We start from the raw sequence: 17,216 nt of genomic DNA on the forward strand, positions 1-17,216 counted from the left end.
TGATGGCGATGCCCGGTGTCACCGACCGTCCTCCCGGCACGCCGCCACTGGTGCAGCTCCGGGGCATCGCCAAGTATTTTCCCGGCGTCGTTGCCAATCAGGACGTGGACCTCGAAGTATGGCCCGGCGAGATCCACGCACTGCTGGGTGAGAACGGCGCCGGGAAATCCACCTTGATGAATATCCTAACCGGCATCTACCAGCCCGATGCCGGGGAGATCATCATCGACGGTTACTTGAAAAGCTTTGCCTCGCCGGTGGAAGCGATCGCGGCTGGCATCGGCATGGTGCACCAGCATTTCAAGCTGGTGCGTGCTTTCACCGTCGCCGAGAACATCCATCTCGGCTGGTCGGAAACGCCCCGCGCGATCAGTGCGCAGGAACTGGAAGCGCGCACCGCGCAGCTCTCGGCCTCGCTCAATCTCGCGGTCCGCCCGGGCGCGCGGATCGACGAACTCTCGACCGGCGAGCAGCAGCGGGTCGAGATCTTGCGCGTGCTGGCGCGAAGAGCGCGGGTATTGATCCTGGACGAGCCGACCGCTGTGCTGACGCCGTCGGAAGCGCGCGAATTGTTCAAGGCGCTGAAGGAATTCGTCGCGCGCGGCAACGCCGTGATCTTCATCAGCCACAAGCTGGACGAGGTGCTGGAGATTTCCCACCGCGTCACCGTGCTGCGCGGCGGCCGCAAGGTGGCGACCGAACCAACCGGCGCCTGCAGCGAAAAGATGCTGGCGAAATTGATGGTTGGGCACGAGATCGTGCTCGACGATTTACGCGCACGGGGACCGAACGCAGTCGCCAAAGCCAACGAGCCGGTCGTCAGCTTGCGCGAGGTGACGGCACGGGACAGCACCGGCCATGTCGTACTGAACAGGGTCTCGCTCGATATCGCGGGCGGGGAGATCCTCGGCATCGCAGGAGTGGCCGGCAATGGGCAGAAAGAGTTGAGCGAACTTCTGACCGGCATGCGCGCGGCCAGCTCCGGACAGATCATGCTCGGCGGGCGCGATGTCTCGGCCGCGGACGCCGGCGACTTCGCGGATTTCGGCGTCGGCCATATCCCCGAGGACCGGCTGCGCAGCGGACTGGCACCCGCGCTCAGCGTCACCGACAACGCGGTGATCCGCGAATATGACCGCGCGCCGGTCTCGCTCGGACCGTGGTACCGGCCGCGCGCGGCAGCGGCGCTGGCGCGCAAGATAGCAGAAGCCGCCGCCGTGATGGTGCCGAACTATGCGATGCCGATCCGCAACCTCTCCGGCGGCAACCAGCAGCGCTTCGTGGCGCGGCGCGAGATGCGGATCGCGACCAAGCTTCTCGTCGCCGCCTATCCGAGCCGCGGCCTCGACGTCGGCGCGATCAACACCATGATGCGCTATTTCGTCGAGCTGCGCGATGCCGGCGTCGGCATCGTCGTAATCTCGGAAGAGCTCGAGGAACTGCTCAATCTCTCCGACCGCATCGCGGTGATGTTCCACGGCGAGATCATGGGCATTGTCGATAGCGCAGGCGCCGATATCGAACAGATCGGCCTGATGATGGGCGGCCAGCGCGCGGCCACACCGGCGCGCGCGGCTGCGATGGTGCATTGACGATGGCAGTCCGTTTGCAACGCCTGCCATCGGCCTCGCCTGCAATCGCGCTTGCGGCGCGCGCGATTGCGATCCTGATGGCGCTTGTCACCGCCGGTCTCCTGCTCGCGGCCAGCGGCGCGCAACCGCTCAAGCTGGCGCAGCAGGTGTTGAAGTCGACCTTCGGCTCCGGTTTTGGCCTTGAGGATGTCGGCCTGCTGGTAACGCCGCTGATCCTCACCGGGCTTTCTGTCGCCGTCGCGCTCAGAATCGGCGCCTGGAATATCGGCGCGGAAGGACAGTTCTATGCCGGCGCCTTTGCCGCGACTGGCATGGCGCTGTTCGTCCCCGGTCCCACCATCGTGATGCTGCCGCTGATGTTCATCGCCGGCGCGCTCGGCGGGCTGATCTGGATTTTGATCCCGACGCTTGCACGCGCCTATGCCGATGTCAGCGAGCTCATCACGACGCTGCTGCTCAACTTCGTCGCCACACTGATGGTCTACTATGTCGCGACCGGCCCCTGGCTCGATCCTGGCGGCCATGCGCTGGGGACCACCGCGCGGCTGAAGCACGACATCCCCGAATTCATCGGCATGGTGCATTGGGGCTTTCCGATCGCGATCCTGGTGGCCGTGATCACGGCCGCCACCTTCAGCTTCACGCGCTGGGGCTATGAGGTGCGGATCGCGGGCTCGAACCCGCAGGCCGCCAAATATGCCGGCATGCCGTTCCGCCGCCATTTGATCGTGGTGATGCTGCTGTCGGGCGCGATCGCAGGCATCGCCGGCATGCTCGAGGTCGCCGGCACCGTGCATCGCCTGCAGGGCGGCATATCAAACAATTTCGGCTATCTCGGCATCATGGTCGCGGTGCTGGCGCGCGGCTCCTGCATCGGCGTGATCGCCGGCGCGGCGCTGATGGCCGTGATCCTCAACTCCGGCATCATCCTGCAGACCCAGGGCGTCAACACATCCACGGTGCTCGCCATCACCGGATTGATCCTGTTCTTCACCGCTGTCGGCGACGAGCTCGCGCATTTCCGCATCGTCAGCAGCAAACCGGCGGAGGCCTGAAGATGGATCTGATCGCGGGCATCCTGCACACCTCTCTGCTCGCCGGCGGCGTGCTGGCGCTGGCCGCGCTCGGCGAGGTGCTGGCCGAGCGTGTCGGCGTGGTCAATCTCGGTGTCGAAGGATTGATGGCGCTCGGCGCGATATCAGGGATTGCCGCCGTCGTCACGACCAGGAGTCCGACCGCCGGTTTCGCGCTGGCGCTCGCGGTGGGGTTTGTGGTCGGCATGGTGTTTGCCGCGATCACGGTCTATCTGCGCGCCAACCAGGTGCTGTGCGGACTCGCATTGACCTTGATGGGCACGGGCTTTGCCGCGACCGTCGGCAAGGCCTATTCCGGAATCCCGGCGCCGGCGACGTTTACGAGCGTCGAGATCCCCTATCTCAGCTCGATCCCGCTGATCGGCCAGGTGCTGTTCACGCAGAATGTGCTGGTCTACCTGATCTACATCATCCTGCCGGTGATGCTGCACGTCCTGATCTTCCGCACTCGCCACGGCCTCAACCTGCGCGCCGTCGGCGAGAACCCGGCCGCGGCCGATGCGGCAGGGATCGCCGTGCAACGGATCCGCTTCTGGTATGTAACCGCGGGCGCGGCGCTCGCTGCCGGCGCCGGCGCCTATCTCACGCTCGCCTTCGTGCCGTCATGGTCCGAAGGCGTCGTCGCCGGCCGCGGCTGGATCGCGGTGGCGCTGGTGATCTTCGCCGGCTATCGCCCACTGAATGCGGTGCTGGCCGCGCTGCTGTTCGGCGTCATCACCTCGCTCGGCTTCGTCGGGCAGGCGCGCAACTGGCCGATCGCCGCACCCGTGCTCTCGATGCTGCCCTATCTCGGCACCATCGCCTTCATCGTCGTTCCCGTCGTCGCCTGGCACCGCATGCGCCAGGTGATGGCCGCACCTGCCGCGCTCGGCATTCCCTATTATCGTGACCTGCGGTGAGCTTATGTCGACGCTGCTTGTAAAGAACATCGATCACCTCGCGACCTTCGACGACGCCAATCGCGAGATCAAGGGTGGCGCGCTGTTCGTCCGCGACAATGTGATCGAGGCGGTCGGCAGCAATGCGGAGCTGGCGCATCTTGCTGCCGACGACGTGCTCGATCTTTCCGGCCATCTGGTGATGCCGGGCATGGTCAACACGCATCATCACATGTACCAGAACCTGACGCGCGTGATGGTGCAGGACGATGAATTGTTCGTCTGGCTGACCACGCTCTATCCGATCTGGTCCGAGCTCGATGACGAGGCGATCTATGTCTCGGCCCGCGTCGCGATGGCCGAACTGATCGCCTCCGGCTGCACTACGAGCTCTGACCATCTCTACATCCAGCCCAACAATGTCCGGCTCGACAGCACGATCCAGGCGGCGCAGGAGCTGGGCCTGCGCTTCCACGCCGCGCGCGGCGCGATGTCCCGCGGCAAGAGCCAGGGCGGACTGCCGCCGGACAGTTGCGTCGAGAAGGAAGCGGACATCCTCAAGGACGCCGAACGGCTGATCCAGACCTACCACGACCCGAGCCGGCACGCGATGAGCCGGATCGTGCTCGCGCCCTGCTCGCCCTTCTCGGTGACACCAGGCCTGATGAAGGAAGCCGCCCAGCTTGCGCGCAGCCACAAGGCCGTGCACCTGCACGCGCATCTCGCCGAAGACCTCGACGAAGAGGTTTATTGCCGCGATATCTACGGCATGCGGCCGGTGGAATTCGCCGGCTCGGTCGACTGGCTCGGGCCGGACGTCTGGTTCGCGCACGCCATCTTCCTCGACAGCAACGAGATCAAGACCTTCGCCGAGACCGGCACCGGCATGGCGCATTGCCCCTCCGCCAACATGCGGTGCGGCCAGGGGATCGCAAAGATCCGCGAGATGCGTGACGCCGGGGTCACCTGCGGGCTCGGCGTCGACGGCTCCGCCTCCAACGACACCTCGAACCTCTTCCTCGAGGCGCGGCTGGCGCAGATGCTGCAGCGGGTCGCGCCGCACCGCTATCTCTCCGAGACGCCAGGCGGCCGCGGCGGATTTGGTGGCAGCCCGAAAGCGCTGTCGGCGCGCGAGGCGCTGGACATGGCGACGCGCGGCGGCGCCAGACTGCTCGGCCGCGACGATATCGGGTATCTCGCGCCCGGCATGAGCGCGGATTTCATCGCGATCAGATTGAACCAGCTCGGGCTCTCCGGCACCCAGCGCGATCCGCTGGCGGCGATGATCATGTGCGGCCCGTTCAAGGTGGACTATTCCTTCATCAACGGGCGCAACATCATCCGCCGCGGAGAATTTGTGCATCACGACGTCGAGGCCTCGCTTGCGGATCACGCGAAGATCATGCAACGAATCTACCGGCAATAGCCCCACCGCAACGAAGCGGAGCTTGCACCATGAATGGCAATATCGACCCCGGCACGCTGAACCAGTGGTATGTGCTGGATGCGCTCAGCGACATCCCGGCATCGCCGCGGCGCAATCGCCTGCTCGGCGTTGAGCTGACCACGCTCCGCGACGCAGATGGCGCGGTCGTCGTCTCGGCGGAAGATCGCGACGATCCGCTGCCGGTACGCGAGCGTTACGGCTACCTCTGGACCACGCTCGGAAAGCCCGATCGCGACGTGTTGCCGCTTCCCGAAGCTGACGAAGCGGACCGGCGGCATATCGTCTGCGGCGCAGTCTCGGTGCACGCTTCGGGCCTGCGCATCGTCGAGAACTTCCTGGACATGGCGCATTTCCCGTTCGTCCACACCGACATCCTCGGCGCCGAGCCGCACACCGAGGTGCGCCACTACACGACCGAGATCCGCCGCGACGTGGACGAGGTCTGGGCCACCGACTGCGAATTTTTCCAGCCGCAGGCGGCGCTATCGGCAAGCGACGGCATTGTCACGCAATATATTTACCGGGTCGCCGCCCCCTTCGCGACGCTGCTCTACAAGACCTGCCCGAATGCCGCCGATCGCTTGGATGTGATCTGCCTGTTCGTACAGCCGCTCGACCCCGACCATTGCCGCGCCCACCCGGTGGGGTTCCTGATCGACGACACCTCAGAACTCGCCGATCTCATCCAGTTCCAGCAGATGATCTTCCTGCAGGACCGCATCATCCTGGAAAACCAGCGCCCGCGGCTGCTGCCGCTGGAACCGCGCGCGGAAATCCCGACCCGGGCGGATGCCTCCTCCGTGGTATACCGGCGCTGGCTGAAGGAAAAAGGCGTCGTCTACGGAACTACGCTCGGGGCGGCGTAGTGGCAGGGCTTCCTGCAGCGGCATTTTCGTAGGGGTACTGGAACATCTTGTGACTAGAGCGTTTTCGGTTCTAATTGCATCAGAACCGAAGCTCTAGATTCTTGCTTTGGCGCGTTTTCTTCACGCTAACCGGTGTCCACCCTCGGATCAAGTCCGAGGGCATGCTTCGCTCGAAAACGCTCTATGCATTGGCAGGCAGTGAGCCGCCTGTCACAGGCATGCCAAACTATGGCCGTACCCGCGTTAAATACACGCGATTCCCGCCACCCCTCATCATCGCAGCGTTTTCATGCCGAGCAACTGTCTCCGACTCATCACGATTGCGCTCACCTGTCTGCTGCTGATGTCGCCTGCGCGAGCGCAGATGATGATCCCGAACACGTCGCCGCCTCCTCCGCCGCAGCCGTCAGCAGCGGCGCAGGCGCAAGCGACGCTGGATATCCTGCAGGACGACCAGAAGCGGGCCCAGCTCATCCAGACGCTGCAGACCATTGCGAAAGCGTCCTCCTCCGGCGCGCCAGCGCAGCCGCAAGGTTCGGCGTCGCCGCCGGTCTTCACCGATAATCTCGGCGTGCAGCTTCTGGCCGAAGTCTCGGACTGGTTCGGCGACGTCTCTGACCAGCTCGCCACCGCGGCCCGCGCGGTGTCCGACTTTCCGATGATCTGGGGCTGGCTGGTCAATCTCACCACCAATCCGTACATGCAGCAGATGCTGCTCGACACGGCGTGGCGGCTCGTGCTCGTGATCGCCTGCGCTTTCATGGCGGAATGGATCATTCGCCGCGCGATCCGGCGTCCGCTCAACGCCATCGACCGCTACATTCCATTACGCGCGCGGCATGTCGATACCGTACGGGATCCGAGTGCGGCCAACGAAACGCAGCCGGTCCGGCGCTGGCATGCAACGCTCACCTACGCCTGGCAACTCGCCATCCGGCTTCCCTTTGCATTGGCACGGTTGTTCCTGGACCTGCTGCCGGTGGTCTGCTTCGCGGCGATCGGCAATCTCCTGCTCGCAACCGACATCGGCCGGGCGCCGACGCCCCGCGTCGTCATCCTGGCGATGGTCAATGCTTACGTGATCTACCGCAGCATCCTCGCCGTCACCGCGGCGGTGATGTCGCCGGCCTCCAGCCAGCCCAGCCTGTTCATTATCCGCGACGAGGCTGCCGCCTATCTCGACATCTGGTGGCGGCGGATCGTCGCCTTCACGGTGTTCGGCATCGCCCTCGCCAACATCGCGCTGCTGCTCGGCCTGTACCGCCCGGCCTATCACGCGGTAGTTCGGCTGGTGATGCTGGTGGTGCACCTGTTCGTGGTCGTCATCATCCTGCAATGCCGCCGCAGCGTCGCCGACTGGATCCGGGCGCCGGAGGGCGCGCGCGGCCCGCTGGTGGTGATGCGCAACCGCTTCGCCGATGTCTGGCACATTCTCGCGATCGTCCTCGACCTCGCGCTATGGACCGTGTGGGCGCTGCGGGTGCAGAACGGCTATGCGCTGCTGTTCCGCTATTTCGTCGCCAGTGTCGCCGTGCTCCTGATCGCGCGGCTGGCACAGATTGCGATGATGGCGGCGCTGGATCGCGTGTTCCGCATCAGCCCGGAATTCACGCGCCAGTTTCCGGGCCTCGAAGCACGCGCCAACCGGTATTTCCCTGCATTGCGGAGCATCGTCTCGGGCGTGATCGCTGTCATCACCGTGATCGCGCTGCTCGAGGTCTGGGGCCTGGATGCGGCGGCATGGTTCACCAGCGATCACATCGGCGGACGCCTGCTATCGGCGCTGATCACGGTCGCGATCGCCGGCGTGGTCGCGCTTGCGATCTGGGAAGCGGTCAACGCCGCCGTCGAGCAGCATCTGCTGCAGCTCTCGCGCGAAGGACGCTACGCCCGCGCGGCGCGGATGCGTACCTTCCTGCCGATGCTGCGCACGACGCTGCTGTCGATCATCCTCACCGTCGTCGCGCTGACGGCGCTGAGCCAGCTCGGCGTCAACATCGCCCCGCTGCTCGCCGGCGCCGGCATCGTCGGCATCGCCATCGGCTTCGGCTCGCAGAAACTGGTGCAGGACGTCATCACCGGGCTGTTCCTTCTGCTCGAGAACGCGATGCAGGTCGGCGACTTCGTCACCGTGTCGGGCCTGTCTGGTGTCGTCGAGAACCTCTCGATCCGCACCATTCGGCTGCGGGCCGGCGACGGCTCCGTGCACATCATCCCCTTCAGCTCGGTGACATCAGTCACCAACACCAACCGTGGCATCGGCAATGCCTCGGTCAGTGTCAACGTGGATTACAAGGAAGATCCCGATCGGGTTGGCGCCGTGCTGAAGGAGATCGGCGCCGAGTTGCGCAAGGATCCAGCATTCCAGCACATGATCCGCGGCGATCTCGACCTCTGGGGTGTCGACAAGGTCGATGCCACCATGACGACCATCGTCGGCCAGATCCAATGCACGGACTCCGGCCGCTGGCCGGTGCAGCGCGAGTTCTACCGGCGCATGAAGAAGCGCTTCTACGAGCTCAACATCCAGATCGCCCGGCCACCGCAGACCATGCTCGTGTTGCAGTCGCCTTTCGAGCGGAAGGACGAGTCACGCGGTGCGGAAGCCGCGGAGTAGCCGTGGCGATATTCCGGTTGAGCTAGCGCGTGATAAGGTCAGGTTCGAGTTGGTGCCCGGTCGAAGGTGCCTCACCTCTCCCCATCGGGGAGAGGTGAACAACTGCCGTCACGCCGATTCAAGCAAAGCCATAGCGCTTCAATCCCACTTCACACCTGTTACGCTTCTCCGAGACGCCCCACCCACCGGGCTAGCCAAAGGCGCGCCCGGCGACAGGTTCTGGCGTGATGATGACGCGCTATGAGTCTCCACTGCGGCCACGAGCCGCATCTGCATTTTCAAAAACCGAGTATGGTAGCTGCCAGCGTGCTCGGAAGCAGTCGACGCATCCACGAAGCTGTTGCAAGCGCGCTAGCCGGTGATACGATCCAAACAATAGTGGGGAAACGCTTGAAATTGCCGCGTTGCAACGCAAGCTGAGCGGCAAATTTCTCCTCACGAAAAATCGGCAACAGACCGATTGCAAGAGGGAGGACTGCAAGGTGAAGCCAGCGAACACTCTTTTCGAACTTTCGGCATGCTTGATGGCTGCTACGATCAGCGGGTAGGCCCTTGTACGGCTACATTGTGCGCCGGCTGCTGGCGCTGATCCCCACGCTGCTGTTTGCGAGTCTGATCGTGTTCGCCACGGTACGGATGATTCCGGGCGACGTGATCGACATGATGCTGAGCCAGAACGATCTGGCGGCCGACAAGCTGAGCCGCGAGCAGCTCGTTCAAGCGCTCGGCCTCGACAAGCCCATGGCCGAACAATACCTGATCTGGATCGCCGGCATCTTGAAAGGCGATTTCGGCCGCTCGCTCTGGCAATCGACTCCGGTCCTGGAACTCGTCCTGCAGCGCCTGCCCGTCACCTTTGAGCTCGGCGTCATCGCGCTCGCGGTGGGTCTCGTGATCGCGCTGCCGATCGGCGTCTACTCCGCCGTCCGGCAGGACACGGTGGGAGATTTCGTCGCGCGCTCGTTTTCGATTCTTTTACTGGCCGTGCCGAGCTTCTGGATGGGCACCATGGTCATGGTGTTCCCATCGATCTGGTGGGGCTGGTCGCCCGAAGTGAACTATGTGAAGTTCGCCGACGACCCGATCCAGAATCTCAAGCAGATCATCGTGCCGGCCATGGTTCTCGGCGCGAGCCTGTCGGCCGTCACGATGCGCATGACGCGCACCATGATGCTGGAGGTGCTGCGCCAGGACTACATCCGCACCGCCCGCGCCAAGGGTCTCAACCAACGCCTCGTCATCATGCGCCACGCCTTGCGCAACGCGCTTATCCCGGTGATTACCCTGGTGGGTCTCCAGGCCCCCTTGCTGATCGGCGGCGCCATCATCATCGAGCAGATCTTCGTCATCCCCGGCATGGGGCTTCTCCTGCTCGAGGCGGTGAATCAGCGAGACTACCCGATCGTCACCGGCGTGTTCCTGACGGTGGGACTCGCAGTGATGCTCATCAACCTCATGGTCGACCTCAGCTACGGACTGCTCGATCCGCGAGTGAGGACCAGATGACGGCGATCGAACAGGCCAATCCCTCCGTCGGTCAGGAGACGAGACGCAACCCGGCACTGCAGTTTCTGGGCCGCCTGTTCCGCGAGAAGCCGTTTGGTGCCGCGGCCGGGATCATCTTTCTGCTGTTCGTCTTTGCCGGCCTGTTCGCGGATGTGCTGGCGCCCTATGGCTTCAACGAGATCAATCCCATACAGCGGCTCAAGCCGCCGTCCTGGGCGCATCTCTTCGGCACCGACAATCTCGGCCGGGACCTGTTCTCGCGCTGCCTGTATGGCGCCCGCCTTTCGGTGATCATCGGTTTCTCGGCCGCGTTTCTTGCAACCGTGATCTCGGTGCTGATCGGCGCACTGACGGGCTATCTCGGCGGCCGCTTCGATCTGATCACGCAGCGATTCGTCGATGCCTACATGTCCTTTCCCGAACTCGTGATCCTGATCGCTGTCGTCTCCGTGGTCTGTCCGGGCATGCCGCAAATCATCGGCGTGTTGAGCCTTGCCTTCGGCATCGCCGGTTCGCGCATCATCCGTGGCGCCGTCGTCTCCGTGCGCGAGCACATGTATGTGCACGCCAGCCAGTCGATCGGCGCCTCCACCGGCCGCATCCTCTGGCGGCATATCCTGCCCAACATCATGCCGCCGATCATCGTGCTGTTCACCACCCGCGTCGGCGCCGTGATCCTCGTCGAGTCCGGACTGTCGTTCCTCGGGCTTGGCGTTCCGCCGCCGGCGCCGACCTGGGGCGGATTGCTGTCGGGCAGCGGCCGAACCTACATGTTCCAGGGTCCATGGTTGGCGCTGGCGCCGGGCCTCTGCCTGACCATCGTGGTCTATGCCACCAACGTCTTTGGCGATGCCCTGCGCGATCTGCTCGACCCGCGCATGCGCGGGTCGCGATAGCCGGCGGCCATACAAAACAAACAAAGAGGAGGGAGAGAAGCATGGATCGGAAGACGACGTTCGGCAGTCTCGCGCGAGGTTTGGCCATCGCAGCTACCCTTGGCCTGTCCCAGTCGCCTGCCCTGGCGGACGAAAAGCCGCAAGTCGGCGGCACGCTCAACATCGGCATGGTCTACGTGACGCTGTCGCCGCTATCGTGGGATCCCGCCGACTGGACCTGGAAATTCCAGCAGGACACCGGGCTGATGTACGAGCAGCTCTTTGTCGGCGATCTTTCCAAGACAAAGCGCAACGGCGGCAAATACAGCTTCGTGCCGGATGCCTGGCTGCCGAGCGACGCCGTCAAGGGCGAACTCGCGGAAAGCTGGGAATGGAAGGAAAATCCGCTCCGCGTCGAGGTCAAGCTCCGCAAGGGCGTGATGTTTCCCGAAAAGCCAGGCGTGATGGCCTCACGCGAGCTCGTCGCCGACGACGTCGTGCAAAGCTACTACCGCCTCGACAAGAGCCCGAAGAAGGTCCCGACCTATTTCGATCATGTGCAGAAAGTCGAGGCGACGGACCCGCACACGGTTGTCTTTACCTTCAACAACTATCACGCCGAGTGGGATTACCGTTTCGGCTGGGGCTACTATTCCGGCATCGTGCCGAAGGAAGTGGTCGACGCCGGCGCCGGCAACTGGAAGAACGCCAACGGCACCGGCCCGTTCATGCTGACGGACTATATCCAGGGCAACGCCGTCACATTCTCGAAGAACCCGGTCTACTGGGACAAGGAAAAGATCGCCGGCCAGGAGTACAAGCTCCCGTTCGTCGACAAGATCGTCTATCGCACTATCAAGGATGAGGCCACGTTCCTCACCGCGCTGCGCACGGCCAAGCTCGACCTTCTCGAAGCGATCAGATGGACCGCCGTAGACGAATTGAAGAAGAGTGCGCCCCAATTGCAGTGGTCGCGTTCGCTCGGCACCGGCGGCACCTTCCTCGCCATGCGCGTCGACACCAAGCCGTTCGACGACATTCGCGTGCGGCGCGCGCTGAACATGGCGGTCAACAAGAAGGAGATCGTGGCTTCCTACTATAATGGCAATGCCGAACTGTTCGCCTATCCCATGCATCCGGATTACATCGGCTACTACGAGCCACTGGAAAGTATGCCCGACAGTGTGAAGGAGCTCTTCACCTACAATCCGGAGAAGGCGAAGGCCCTGCTGAAGGAAGCCGGCTATCCCAACGGCTTCTCCTTCAAGGTCCAGGTCTGCTCCTGCTCGCCGGATCACATGGATTTGCTGCCGCTGGTTGCGGCTTATCTGGAGAAAGTCGGCGTCAAGCTGAAGATCCAGCCGATGGAATATGGCGCCTTCCTCTCCGCCATGACGACGAAGACCAACGCCGCCGGCTATTTCATGCGCAACGGCCACACCAATCCCACGACCTCGATCCGCAAGAGCTTCGTCACCAAGCAGACCTGGAATCCGTCGCAATACTCCGATCCCGAATTCGACAAGAAGATGAACGACGTCTACCTGGAGCGGGACGAGTCCAAGCGCCAGGAAATGATCAAGGCGCTGACGCGCGAGATCGTGGACAAGGCCCCCTATATCTGGCTGCCCGTCGACTACTTTTATACGGCATGGTGGCCGTGGGTGAAGAACTATGGCGGCGAACTGCGTGTCGGCTCCGAACGACCCGGTCCGATCCATGCTCGACTCTGGATCGATCAGGATCTCAAGAAGAAGCTTGGTTACTAGAGGCCTCGCAATGACGGCGGCAGCCAAACCTCTCCTCAGCGTACGCAACCTCGTGACCCGGTTCGGTCGCGGCCGGGGAGCGGTGACCGCCGTCGATGATGTCTCCTTCGATGTCGGCGTGGGAGAAACGGTGGCTGTTGTCGGCGAGTCGGGCTCAGGCAAAAGCGTGACCGCGCTGTCGATCCTGCGCCTGATTCCCTCGCCGCCCGGCCGGATCGAAAGCGGCGAGATCCTGTTCGAAGGCACCGATCTCACCAAGCTTTCCGAGCGCGAGATCATGGAGATTCGTGGCAACCGAATCGCCATGATCTTCCAGGAGCCGATGAGCTCGCTCAACCCGGTGCTCACGGTGGGATTGCAGGTTGCCGAACCGATCAATGTCCATCGACGCAAGCCCTGGGATGCAGCGCTTGGCACCGCGAAACAACTGCTCGGCCGGGTGCGGATGTCGGATACGGAATCGCGGCTCCGCGCCTATCCGCATCAGTTCTCGGGCGGCATGCGCCAGCGCGCCATGATCGCGATGGCGCTGGCCTGCGAGCCGCGGCTGATCATCGCGGACGAGCCGACCACGGCGCTCGACGTCACGGTTCAGGCGCAGATCCTCGACCTGTTGAAGGATCTCGCGCAAGGTTCTCGCTGCTCGCTGATCCTGATCACGCACGACCTCGGAGTGGTCGCACGCTATGCCGACCGGGTCGTCGTGATGTATGCGGGGCGCGTGGTGGAACAGGCGCCCGCGCGCGAGCTTTATGCCAATCCCCGCCATCCCTACACGCGCGGCTTGATGGCATCGGTGCCGCGGCTCGACGGCGACACCAATAAACGTCTGGTGCCGATCGACGGACAGCCGCCCAACCTCGCCCGGCTCCCGACAGGATGCGCGTTCGCGCCGCGTTGCAAGCAGGCCACCGACCTTTGCCACCGCGAGCGGCCGGCGCTGGCCGAGATCAGACCGCAACACCAAACCGCCTGCTGGCTGGAGACACCTGCACATGTCTGAGGCCGATGTCCTCCTCCGCGTCGACGATCTGCGGGTGCACTTTCCCGTGCACAAGGGCGCGGTGTTCCGCAAGCAGGTGGCGACGGTAAAGGCCGTCGACGGCGTCTCCTTCCAGTTGAAGCGCGGCGAAACGCTTGGCCTTGTCGGCGAAAGCGGTTGCGGAAAGTCGACAACGGGCCTTGCAATCCTCCGGATGCTGGAGCCGTCTGGGGGGCGCATCGAGTTCGAGGGCAAGGACATCACCCATTTCGACAAGTCCAGCCTGCGTCCGCTGCGCCGGCGCATGCAGATGGTCTATCAGGACCCCTTCGGATCGCTCAATCCGCGCATGAAGGTCCGCGACATCATCGGCGAACCGCTCGAGGTTCATGGCCTCGCGAACGACAGAAAGGCCTTTGATCAACGGATCGCGCAGCTGATGCGGACGGTCGGGCTGCTGCCTGACATGGCCGACCGCTTTCCACACGAATTCTCCGGCGGCCAGCGACAGCGGATCGGCATCGCGCGCGCGCTGGCGCTCGAGCCCGCGCTGATTATCTGCGATGAGCCAGTCTCCGCGCTCGACGTGTCGATCCAGGCGCAGGTCGTGAACGTCTTCGTCGAGCTGCAGCAGCGGCTCGGAATGGCCTACCTCTTCATCGCCCACGACCTTGCCGTGGTCCGCCACGTCAGTGACCGCATCGCCGTGATGTATCTTGGCCGGATCGTCGAAATCGCGGCACGGGACGAGATCTATCGAAAGCCGCTCCATCCCTATACCCAGGCGCTGCTGGCGGCCGTGCCGGTCGCCGATCCCGTTGTCGAGGCCACCCGCAAGCGCGTTCCGGTCTCGGGCGAGGTGCCGAGCGCGATGAATCCGCCGTCCGGCTGCCGCTTCCACACGCGCTGTCCGCTTGCGATCGATCGCTGCCGACACGAGGACCCTGCGTTGCGCGACCTCGGTGCCGGTCGGGCCGTGGCTTGCCACCTGCACGACATGGCCGCACAATAATGCCGTCCGAGAGGTCGACGCGGCGCGGTGATCCGGCTGCGTACACGCAAAAATACCTGAAGCGGCGCGAGGCGATCATCGGAACCTCGGCGCGCCTTTTCAACCGCGATGGCCTGAAGGGCGCGACTTTGGCCGAGATCGCTGGGGATGTCGGGCTGCTGACCCACAGCATCACCTATTACTATCGCCGCAAGGAGGATCTCGCGGCGGCCTGTCTGCTTGCGGCGATAGAGACAACCAAAACCGTGGTCCTCGACGCGGCACGGGAGAACCGGCCGGAAGACAGAATCCGCAGCTACGTATGCGGCTACGCCGATCTGTTGGCGGAGATCACCACCGGCGCGCGGGACGAGCTGGTGTTCTTCAACGATATCCGCGCATTGACCGGATCTCATGCGCGTCGCGTATTCGACGCCTACAACGATCTGTTCCGCAGCGTGCGCTCGCTGCTTCCCCGCAGCGAGTCGACGGAAGATCGCCTGTCGCGAAATGCCCGGACCCACCTCCTGCTGTCGCTCGTTAATATGATGCGGGCGTGGATCTCACGCTATGAGCCGTCCGACTATCGGCCAGCGGCTGAACGGATGTCTGCGATCCTGATCGATGGCCTTGCCCGATCGCCCAAGTCCTGGCGGGAAGGCGCAGCGCCCGAGCTCGGTTGGCTGCGAGCCGCGACCGCACGGGATGTCGTTCCAGAGGCCTTCTTGCGCGCGGCCACCATGATGGTGAATGAACAGGGCTATCGCGGCGCATCGCTGGAGCGGATCGCGAGCAGCCTCAACCTGACTAAGGGATCGTTCTATCATCACTACGCGAGCAAGGACGAATTGATCATCGCCTGCTTCGAGCGAACCTTTGACGTGGTGCGGAGGATGCAGTCGCTCGCCATCGAGCGCAGCCCCTCCGGCTGGGCCCGCCTCTGCACGAGCGCGCGGGAGCTCGTCCGCTTTCAACTGTCCGATCAGGGACCCCTGCTGCGGATCACCGCCTGGGGTGCGCTCCCGCTCGGCCAGCGCAAGGATGCCCAGGCCGGGCTCAACCGCCTCACCGAACGCTTCGGCAGGTTCATCGTCGAAGGAATGGAACAGGGTCAGGTTCGCGTGCTCGACGCCTCCATTGCCGCGCAGCTCGTGTCGACGATGGTCAATGCTGCATCGGAGTTGGAGCGGTGGACACCAGCGATCACGGCGGAGAACGCAGTTCGGCTCTACGTTCGTCCCCTCTTCACCGGTCTGTTGTCGACAGAGAGTTCGCTCGGCTAGCGCAATCGCCGATCAGGTGAAAGATAGTCCCGGCGGAACTGCGCTCCCTCTCCCGCTTGCGGGAGAGGGTTGGGATGAGGGTGTCTCCGCATTGGGACTCCCCGAGTGGAGAGAGCCCTCACCCGGCGCTACGCGCCGGCCTCTCCCGCAAGCGGGAGAGGTGAAGATTCAATGTGATCTCATCATGCTCTAATTCGCTGGCGCTGAGAACCAGAGCTTGACCTGAACACCCGGTGACTGATCGAGCAGCTCGATCCGGGCGCCATGGAGGTGGGCCACGGCGGCGACGAGGCTCAGTCCAAGGCCGTTTCCAGGCGTGTAGCGGCTCTGCTCGAGCCGGTAAAACCGCTTGAAGACATGGTCGCGTTCGCCGGGAGGAATTCCGGGCCCGTCATCGGTGATCGCAATGACGGCCTCCTCATCGACGTTTTCGCAGGCAACGACGATCTTGCCTCCGGCGCGACCGTGCTTGATGGCATTGTCCACGAGGTTGGCGATGGCATCGAACAACAGATCGCGGTCGCCGGTCACCCGCACCTCGCGGTCGCCAGTGATGGAGAGATCGGTACCGTCGCGCTCCGCCGCGGCGTCATAGAGCTCGACGACCTCGCTTGCGATCTCGACCAGGTTCACGTTGCGAAACGCGCCTTTGCGCACCTGGGTCTCGATGTGCGCGATCCGCGTGATCGAGGAGAACATCCCCAGGACGGCATCGAGGTCCGCGATCGTGTCGCCGATCAGCGCTAGATCTTTCTCGCCAATACGTTCGCCGTGATAGGCCTTCTCCAGCCGTCCGCGCATCCGCGTGAGCGGCGTCCGCAGATCATGGGCGACATTGTCGCTCACCTGCTTGACGTCTCCCATCAAGGCCTCGATGCGGTCGAGCATCAGGTTCAGATTCTCCGCCACACGATCCCATTCGTCATGGCTGCCGCGCAGCGGAATGCGCTTGTCGAGGCCGCTTTGCATGATGGCCCGGCTGGTGGCGTTGATCTCTTCTATTCGTCCCACTGTCCGCTGCGTGACCAGGATGCTCGCCACCACCGCAACCACGAACATCAGGAAAATGATTGCAATCACCGCCGCCCAGATCTTGGCGGCAAAGCTGTCGAGGTCGCTGATATCAGTTCCCACCAGCAGACGATCGCCGCCCGGTAGCGTTGCAGACATGGCACGAAACCGCGATTGGCTTGCGGCATCCGACGCACGAGGGGCATGAAACTCCGTCAATCCCTGCGCAGTCGTGGCCGCCGAAGGCCATTTGTCGAGATTCCCGGCGAGAACGGCGGACGCATGATCGACCAGAAGATACAGTT

At 63.8% G+C, this 17,216-nt stretch carries 12 protein-coding genes and 1 pseudogene; 12 read left to right on the forward strand and 1 reads right to left on the reverse strand.

Translation table 11 applies throughout. The features are described from left to right. The first annotated feature begins 2 nt into the window (after positions 1–2). The 12 genes from AC5ZGW_RS12575 to AC5ZGW_RS12630 all read left to right on the forward strand — a co-directional run bounded on the left by AC5ZGW_RS12575 (position 3) and on the right by AC5ZGW_RS12630 (position 15,900). The gene (locus AC5ZGW_RS12575) at positions 3–1,592 is read left to right on the forward strand and encodes an ABC transporter ATP-binding protein (RefSeq protein ID WP_207231022.1); all 1,590 of its coding nucleotides are present in this window, start codon (positions 3–5) and stop codon (positions 1,590–1,592) included. A gap of 2 nt (positions 1,593–1,594) precedes the next feature. Then, a complete protein-coding gene (locus tag AC5ZGW_RS12580; protein WP_130225880.1) occupies positions 1,595–2,647 on the forward strand; it encodes an ABC transporter permease in 1,053 nt (350 codons plus the stop codon). Positions 2,648–2,649: 2 nt separating this feature from the next. After that, positions 2,650–3,585: an ABC transporter permease gene (locus tag AC5ZGW_RS12585; protein WP_130225879.1), complete on the forward strand. Its 936-nt coding sequence runs from the start codon at positions 2,650–2,652 to the stop codon at positions 3,583–3,585. 4 nt (positions 3,586–3,589) lie between these two features. Next, the gene (locus AC5ZGW_RS12590) at positions 3,590–4,990 is read left to right on the forward strand and encodes an 8-oxoguanine deaminase (protein WP_130225878.1); all 1,401 of its coding nucleotides are present in this window, start codon (positions 3,590–3,592) and stop codon (positions 4,988–4,990) included. Between the two features lie 29 nt (positions 4,991–5,019). Continuing rightward, positions 5,020–5,877: an aromatic ring-hydroxylating oxygenase subunit alpha gene (locus tag AC5ZGW_RS12595; protein WP_130225877.1), complete on the forward strand. Its 858-nt coding sequence runs from the start codon at positions 5,020–5,022 to the stop codon at positions 5,875–5,877. 289 nt (positions 5,878–6,166) lie between these two features. Further along, positions 6,167–8,494, forward strand: a complete 2,328-nt coding sequence (locus tag AC5ZGW_RS12600; RefSeq protein ID WP_130225876.1) for a mechanosensitive ion channel domain-containing protein — start codon at positions 6,167–6,169, stop codon at positions 8,492–8,494. A 552-nt stretch (positions 8,495–9,046) separates the two neighbouring features. Further along, positions 9,047–10,000, forward strand: a complete 954-nt coding sequence (locus tag AC5ZGW_RS12605; RefSeq protein ID WP_028162678.1) for an ABC transporter permease — start codon at positions 9,047–9,049, stop codon at positions 9,998–10,000. Continuing rightward, positions 9,997–10,896, forward strand: coding sequence for an ABC transporter permease (locus AC5ZGW_RS12610; protein ID WP_130225875.1), 900 nt, complete (start codon positions 9,997–9,999; stop codon positions 10,894–10,896). Before AC5ZGW_RS12605 ends, AC5ZGW_RS12610 begins: the two co-directional genes overlap by 4 nt. A 41-nt stretch (positions 10,897–10,937) precedes the next feature. After that, the gene (locus AC5ZGW_RS12615) at positions 10,938–12,644 is read left to right on the forward strand and encodes an ABC transporter substrate-binding protein (protein WP_130225874.1); all 1,707 of its coding nucleotides are present in this window, start codon (positions 10,938–10,940) and stop codon (positions 12,642–12,644) included. Between the two features lie 10 nt (positions 12,645–12,654). Then, positions 12,655–13,647 (forward strand): ABC transporter ATP-binding protein, encoded by a 993-nt coding sequence (locus tag AC5ZGW_RS12620; RefSeq protein WP_130225873.1) that lies wholly within the window; start codon positions 12,655–12,657, stop codon positions 13,645–13,647. Next, positions 13,640–14,638, forward strand: a complete 999-nt coding sequence (locus tag AC5ZGW_RS12625) for an ABC transporter ATP-binding protein (protein ID WP_130225872.1) — start codon at positions 13,640–13,642, stop codon at positions 14,636–14,638. Before AC5ZGW_RS12620 ends, AC5ZGW_RS12625 begins: the two co-directional genes overlap by 8 nt. Next, positions 14,638–15,900 carry a TetR/AcrR family transcriptional regulator gene (locus AC5ZGW_RS12630; RefSeq protein ID WP_130225871.1) on the forward strand — a complete coding sequence of 421 codons (1,263 nt, stop codon included), beginning with the start codon at positions 14,638–14,640 and terminating at the stop codon, positions 15,898–15,900. The genes AC5ZGW_RS12625 and AC5ZGW_RS12630 overlap by 1 nt, the downstream gene beginning before the upstream one ends. A 189-nt stretch (positions 15,901–16,089) precedes the next feature. Here the strand turns inward: AC5ZGW_RS12630 and AC5ZGW_RS12635 are convergent. Continuing rightward, positions 16,090–17,025: pseudogene (locus AC5ZGW_RS12635) on the reverse strand (sensor histidine kinase); the annotation flags it as partial. Positions 17,026–17,216 lie beyond the last annotated feature (191 nt).

The sequence above is a fragment of the Bradyrhizobium sp. Crot121 genome (assembly GCF_059512385.1).

Excerpts from the sequence above, each read along its gene's own strand:
- AC5ZGW_RS12575 (WP_207231022.1), top strand. The coding sequence starts at position 3 with ATGGCGATGCCCGGTGTCACCGACCGTCCTCCCGGCACGCCGCCACTG.
- AC5ZGW_RS12580 (WP_130225880.1), top strand. The coding sequence starts at position 1,595 with ATGGCAGTCCGTTTGCAACGCCTGCCATCGGCCTCGCCTGCAATCGCG.
- AC5ZGW_RS12585 (WP_130225879.1), top strand. The coding sequence starts at position 2,650 with ATGGATCTGATCGCGGGCATCCTGCACACCTCTCTGCTCGCCGGCGGC.
- AC5ZGW_RS12590 (WP_130225878.1), top strand. The coding sequence starts at position 3,590 with ATGTCGACGCTGCTTGTAAAGAACATCGATCACCTCGCGACCTTCGAC.
- AC5ZGW_RS12595 (WP_130225877.1), top strand. The coding sequence starts at position 5,020 with ATGAATGGCAATATCGACCCCGGCACGCTGAACCAGTGGTATGTGCTG.
- AC5ZGW_RS12600 (WP_130225876.1), top strand. The coding sequence starts at position 6,167 with ATGCCGAGCAACTGTCTCCGACTCATCACGATTGCGCTCACCTGTCTG.
- AC5ZGW_RS12610 (WP_130225875.1), top strand. The coding sequence starts at position 9,997 with ATGACGGCGATCGAACAGGCCAATCCCTCCGTCGGTCAGGAGACGAGA.
- AC5ZGW_RS12615 (WP_130225874.1), top strand. The coding sequence starts at position 10,938 with ATGGATCGGAAGACGACGTTCGGCAGTCTCGCGCGAGGTTTGGCCATC.
- AC5ZGW_RS12620 (WP_130225873.1), top strand. The coding sequence starts at position 12,655 with ATGACGGCGGCAGCCAAACCTCTCCTCAGCGTACGCAACCTCGTGACC.
- AC5ZGW_RS12625 (WP_130225872.1), top strand. The coding sequence starts at position 13,640 with ATGTCTGAGGCCGATGTCCTCCTCCGCGTCGACGATCTGCGGGTGCAC.
- AC5ZGW_RS12630 (WP_130225871.1), top strand. The coding sequence starts at position 14,638 with ATGCCGTCCGAGAGGTCGACGCGGCGCGGTGATCCGGCTGCGTACACG.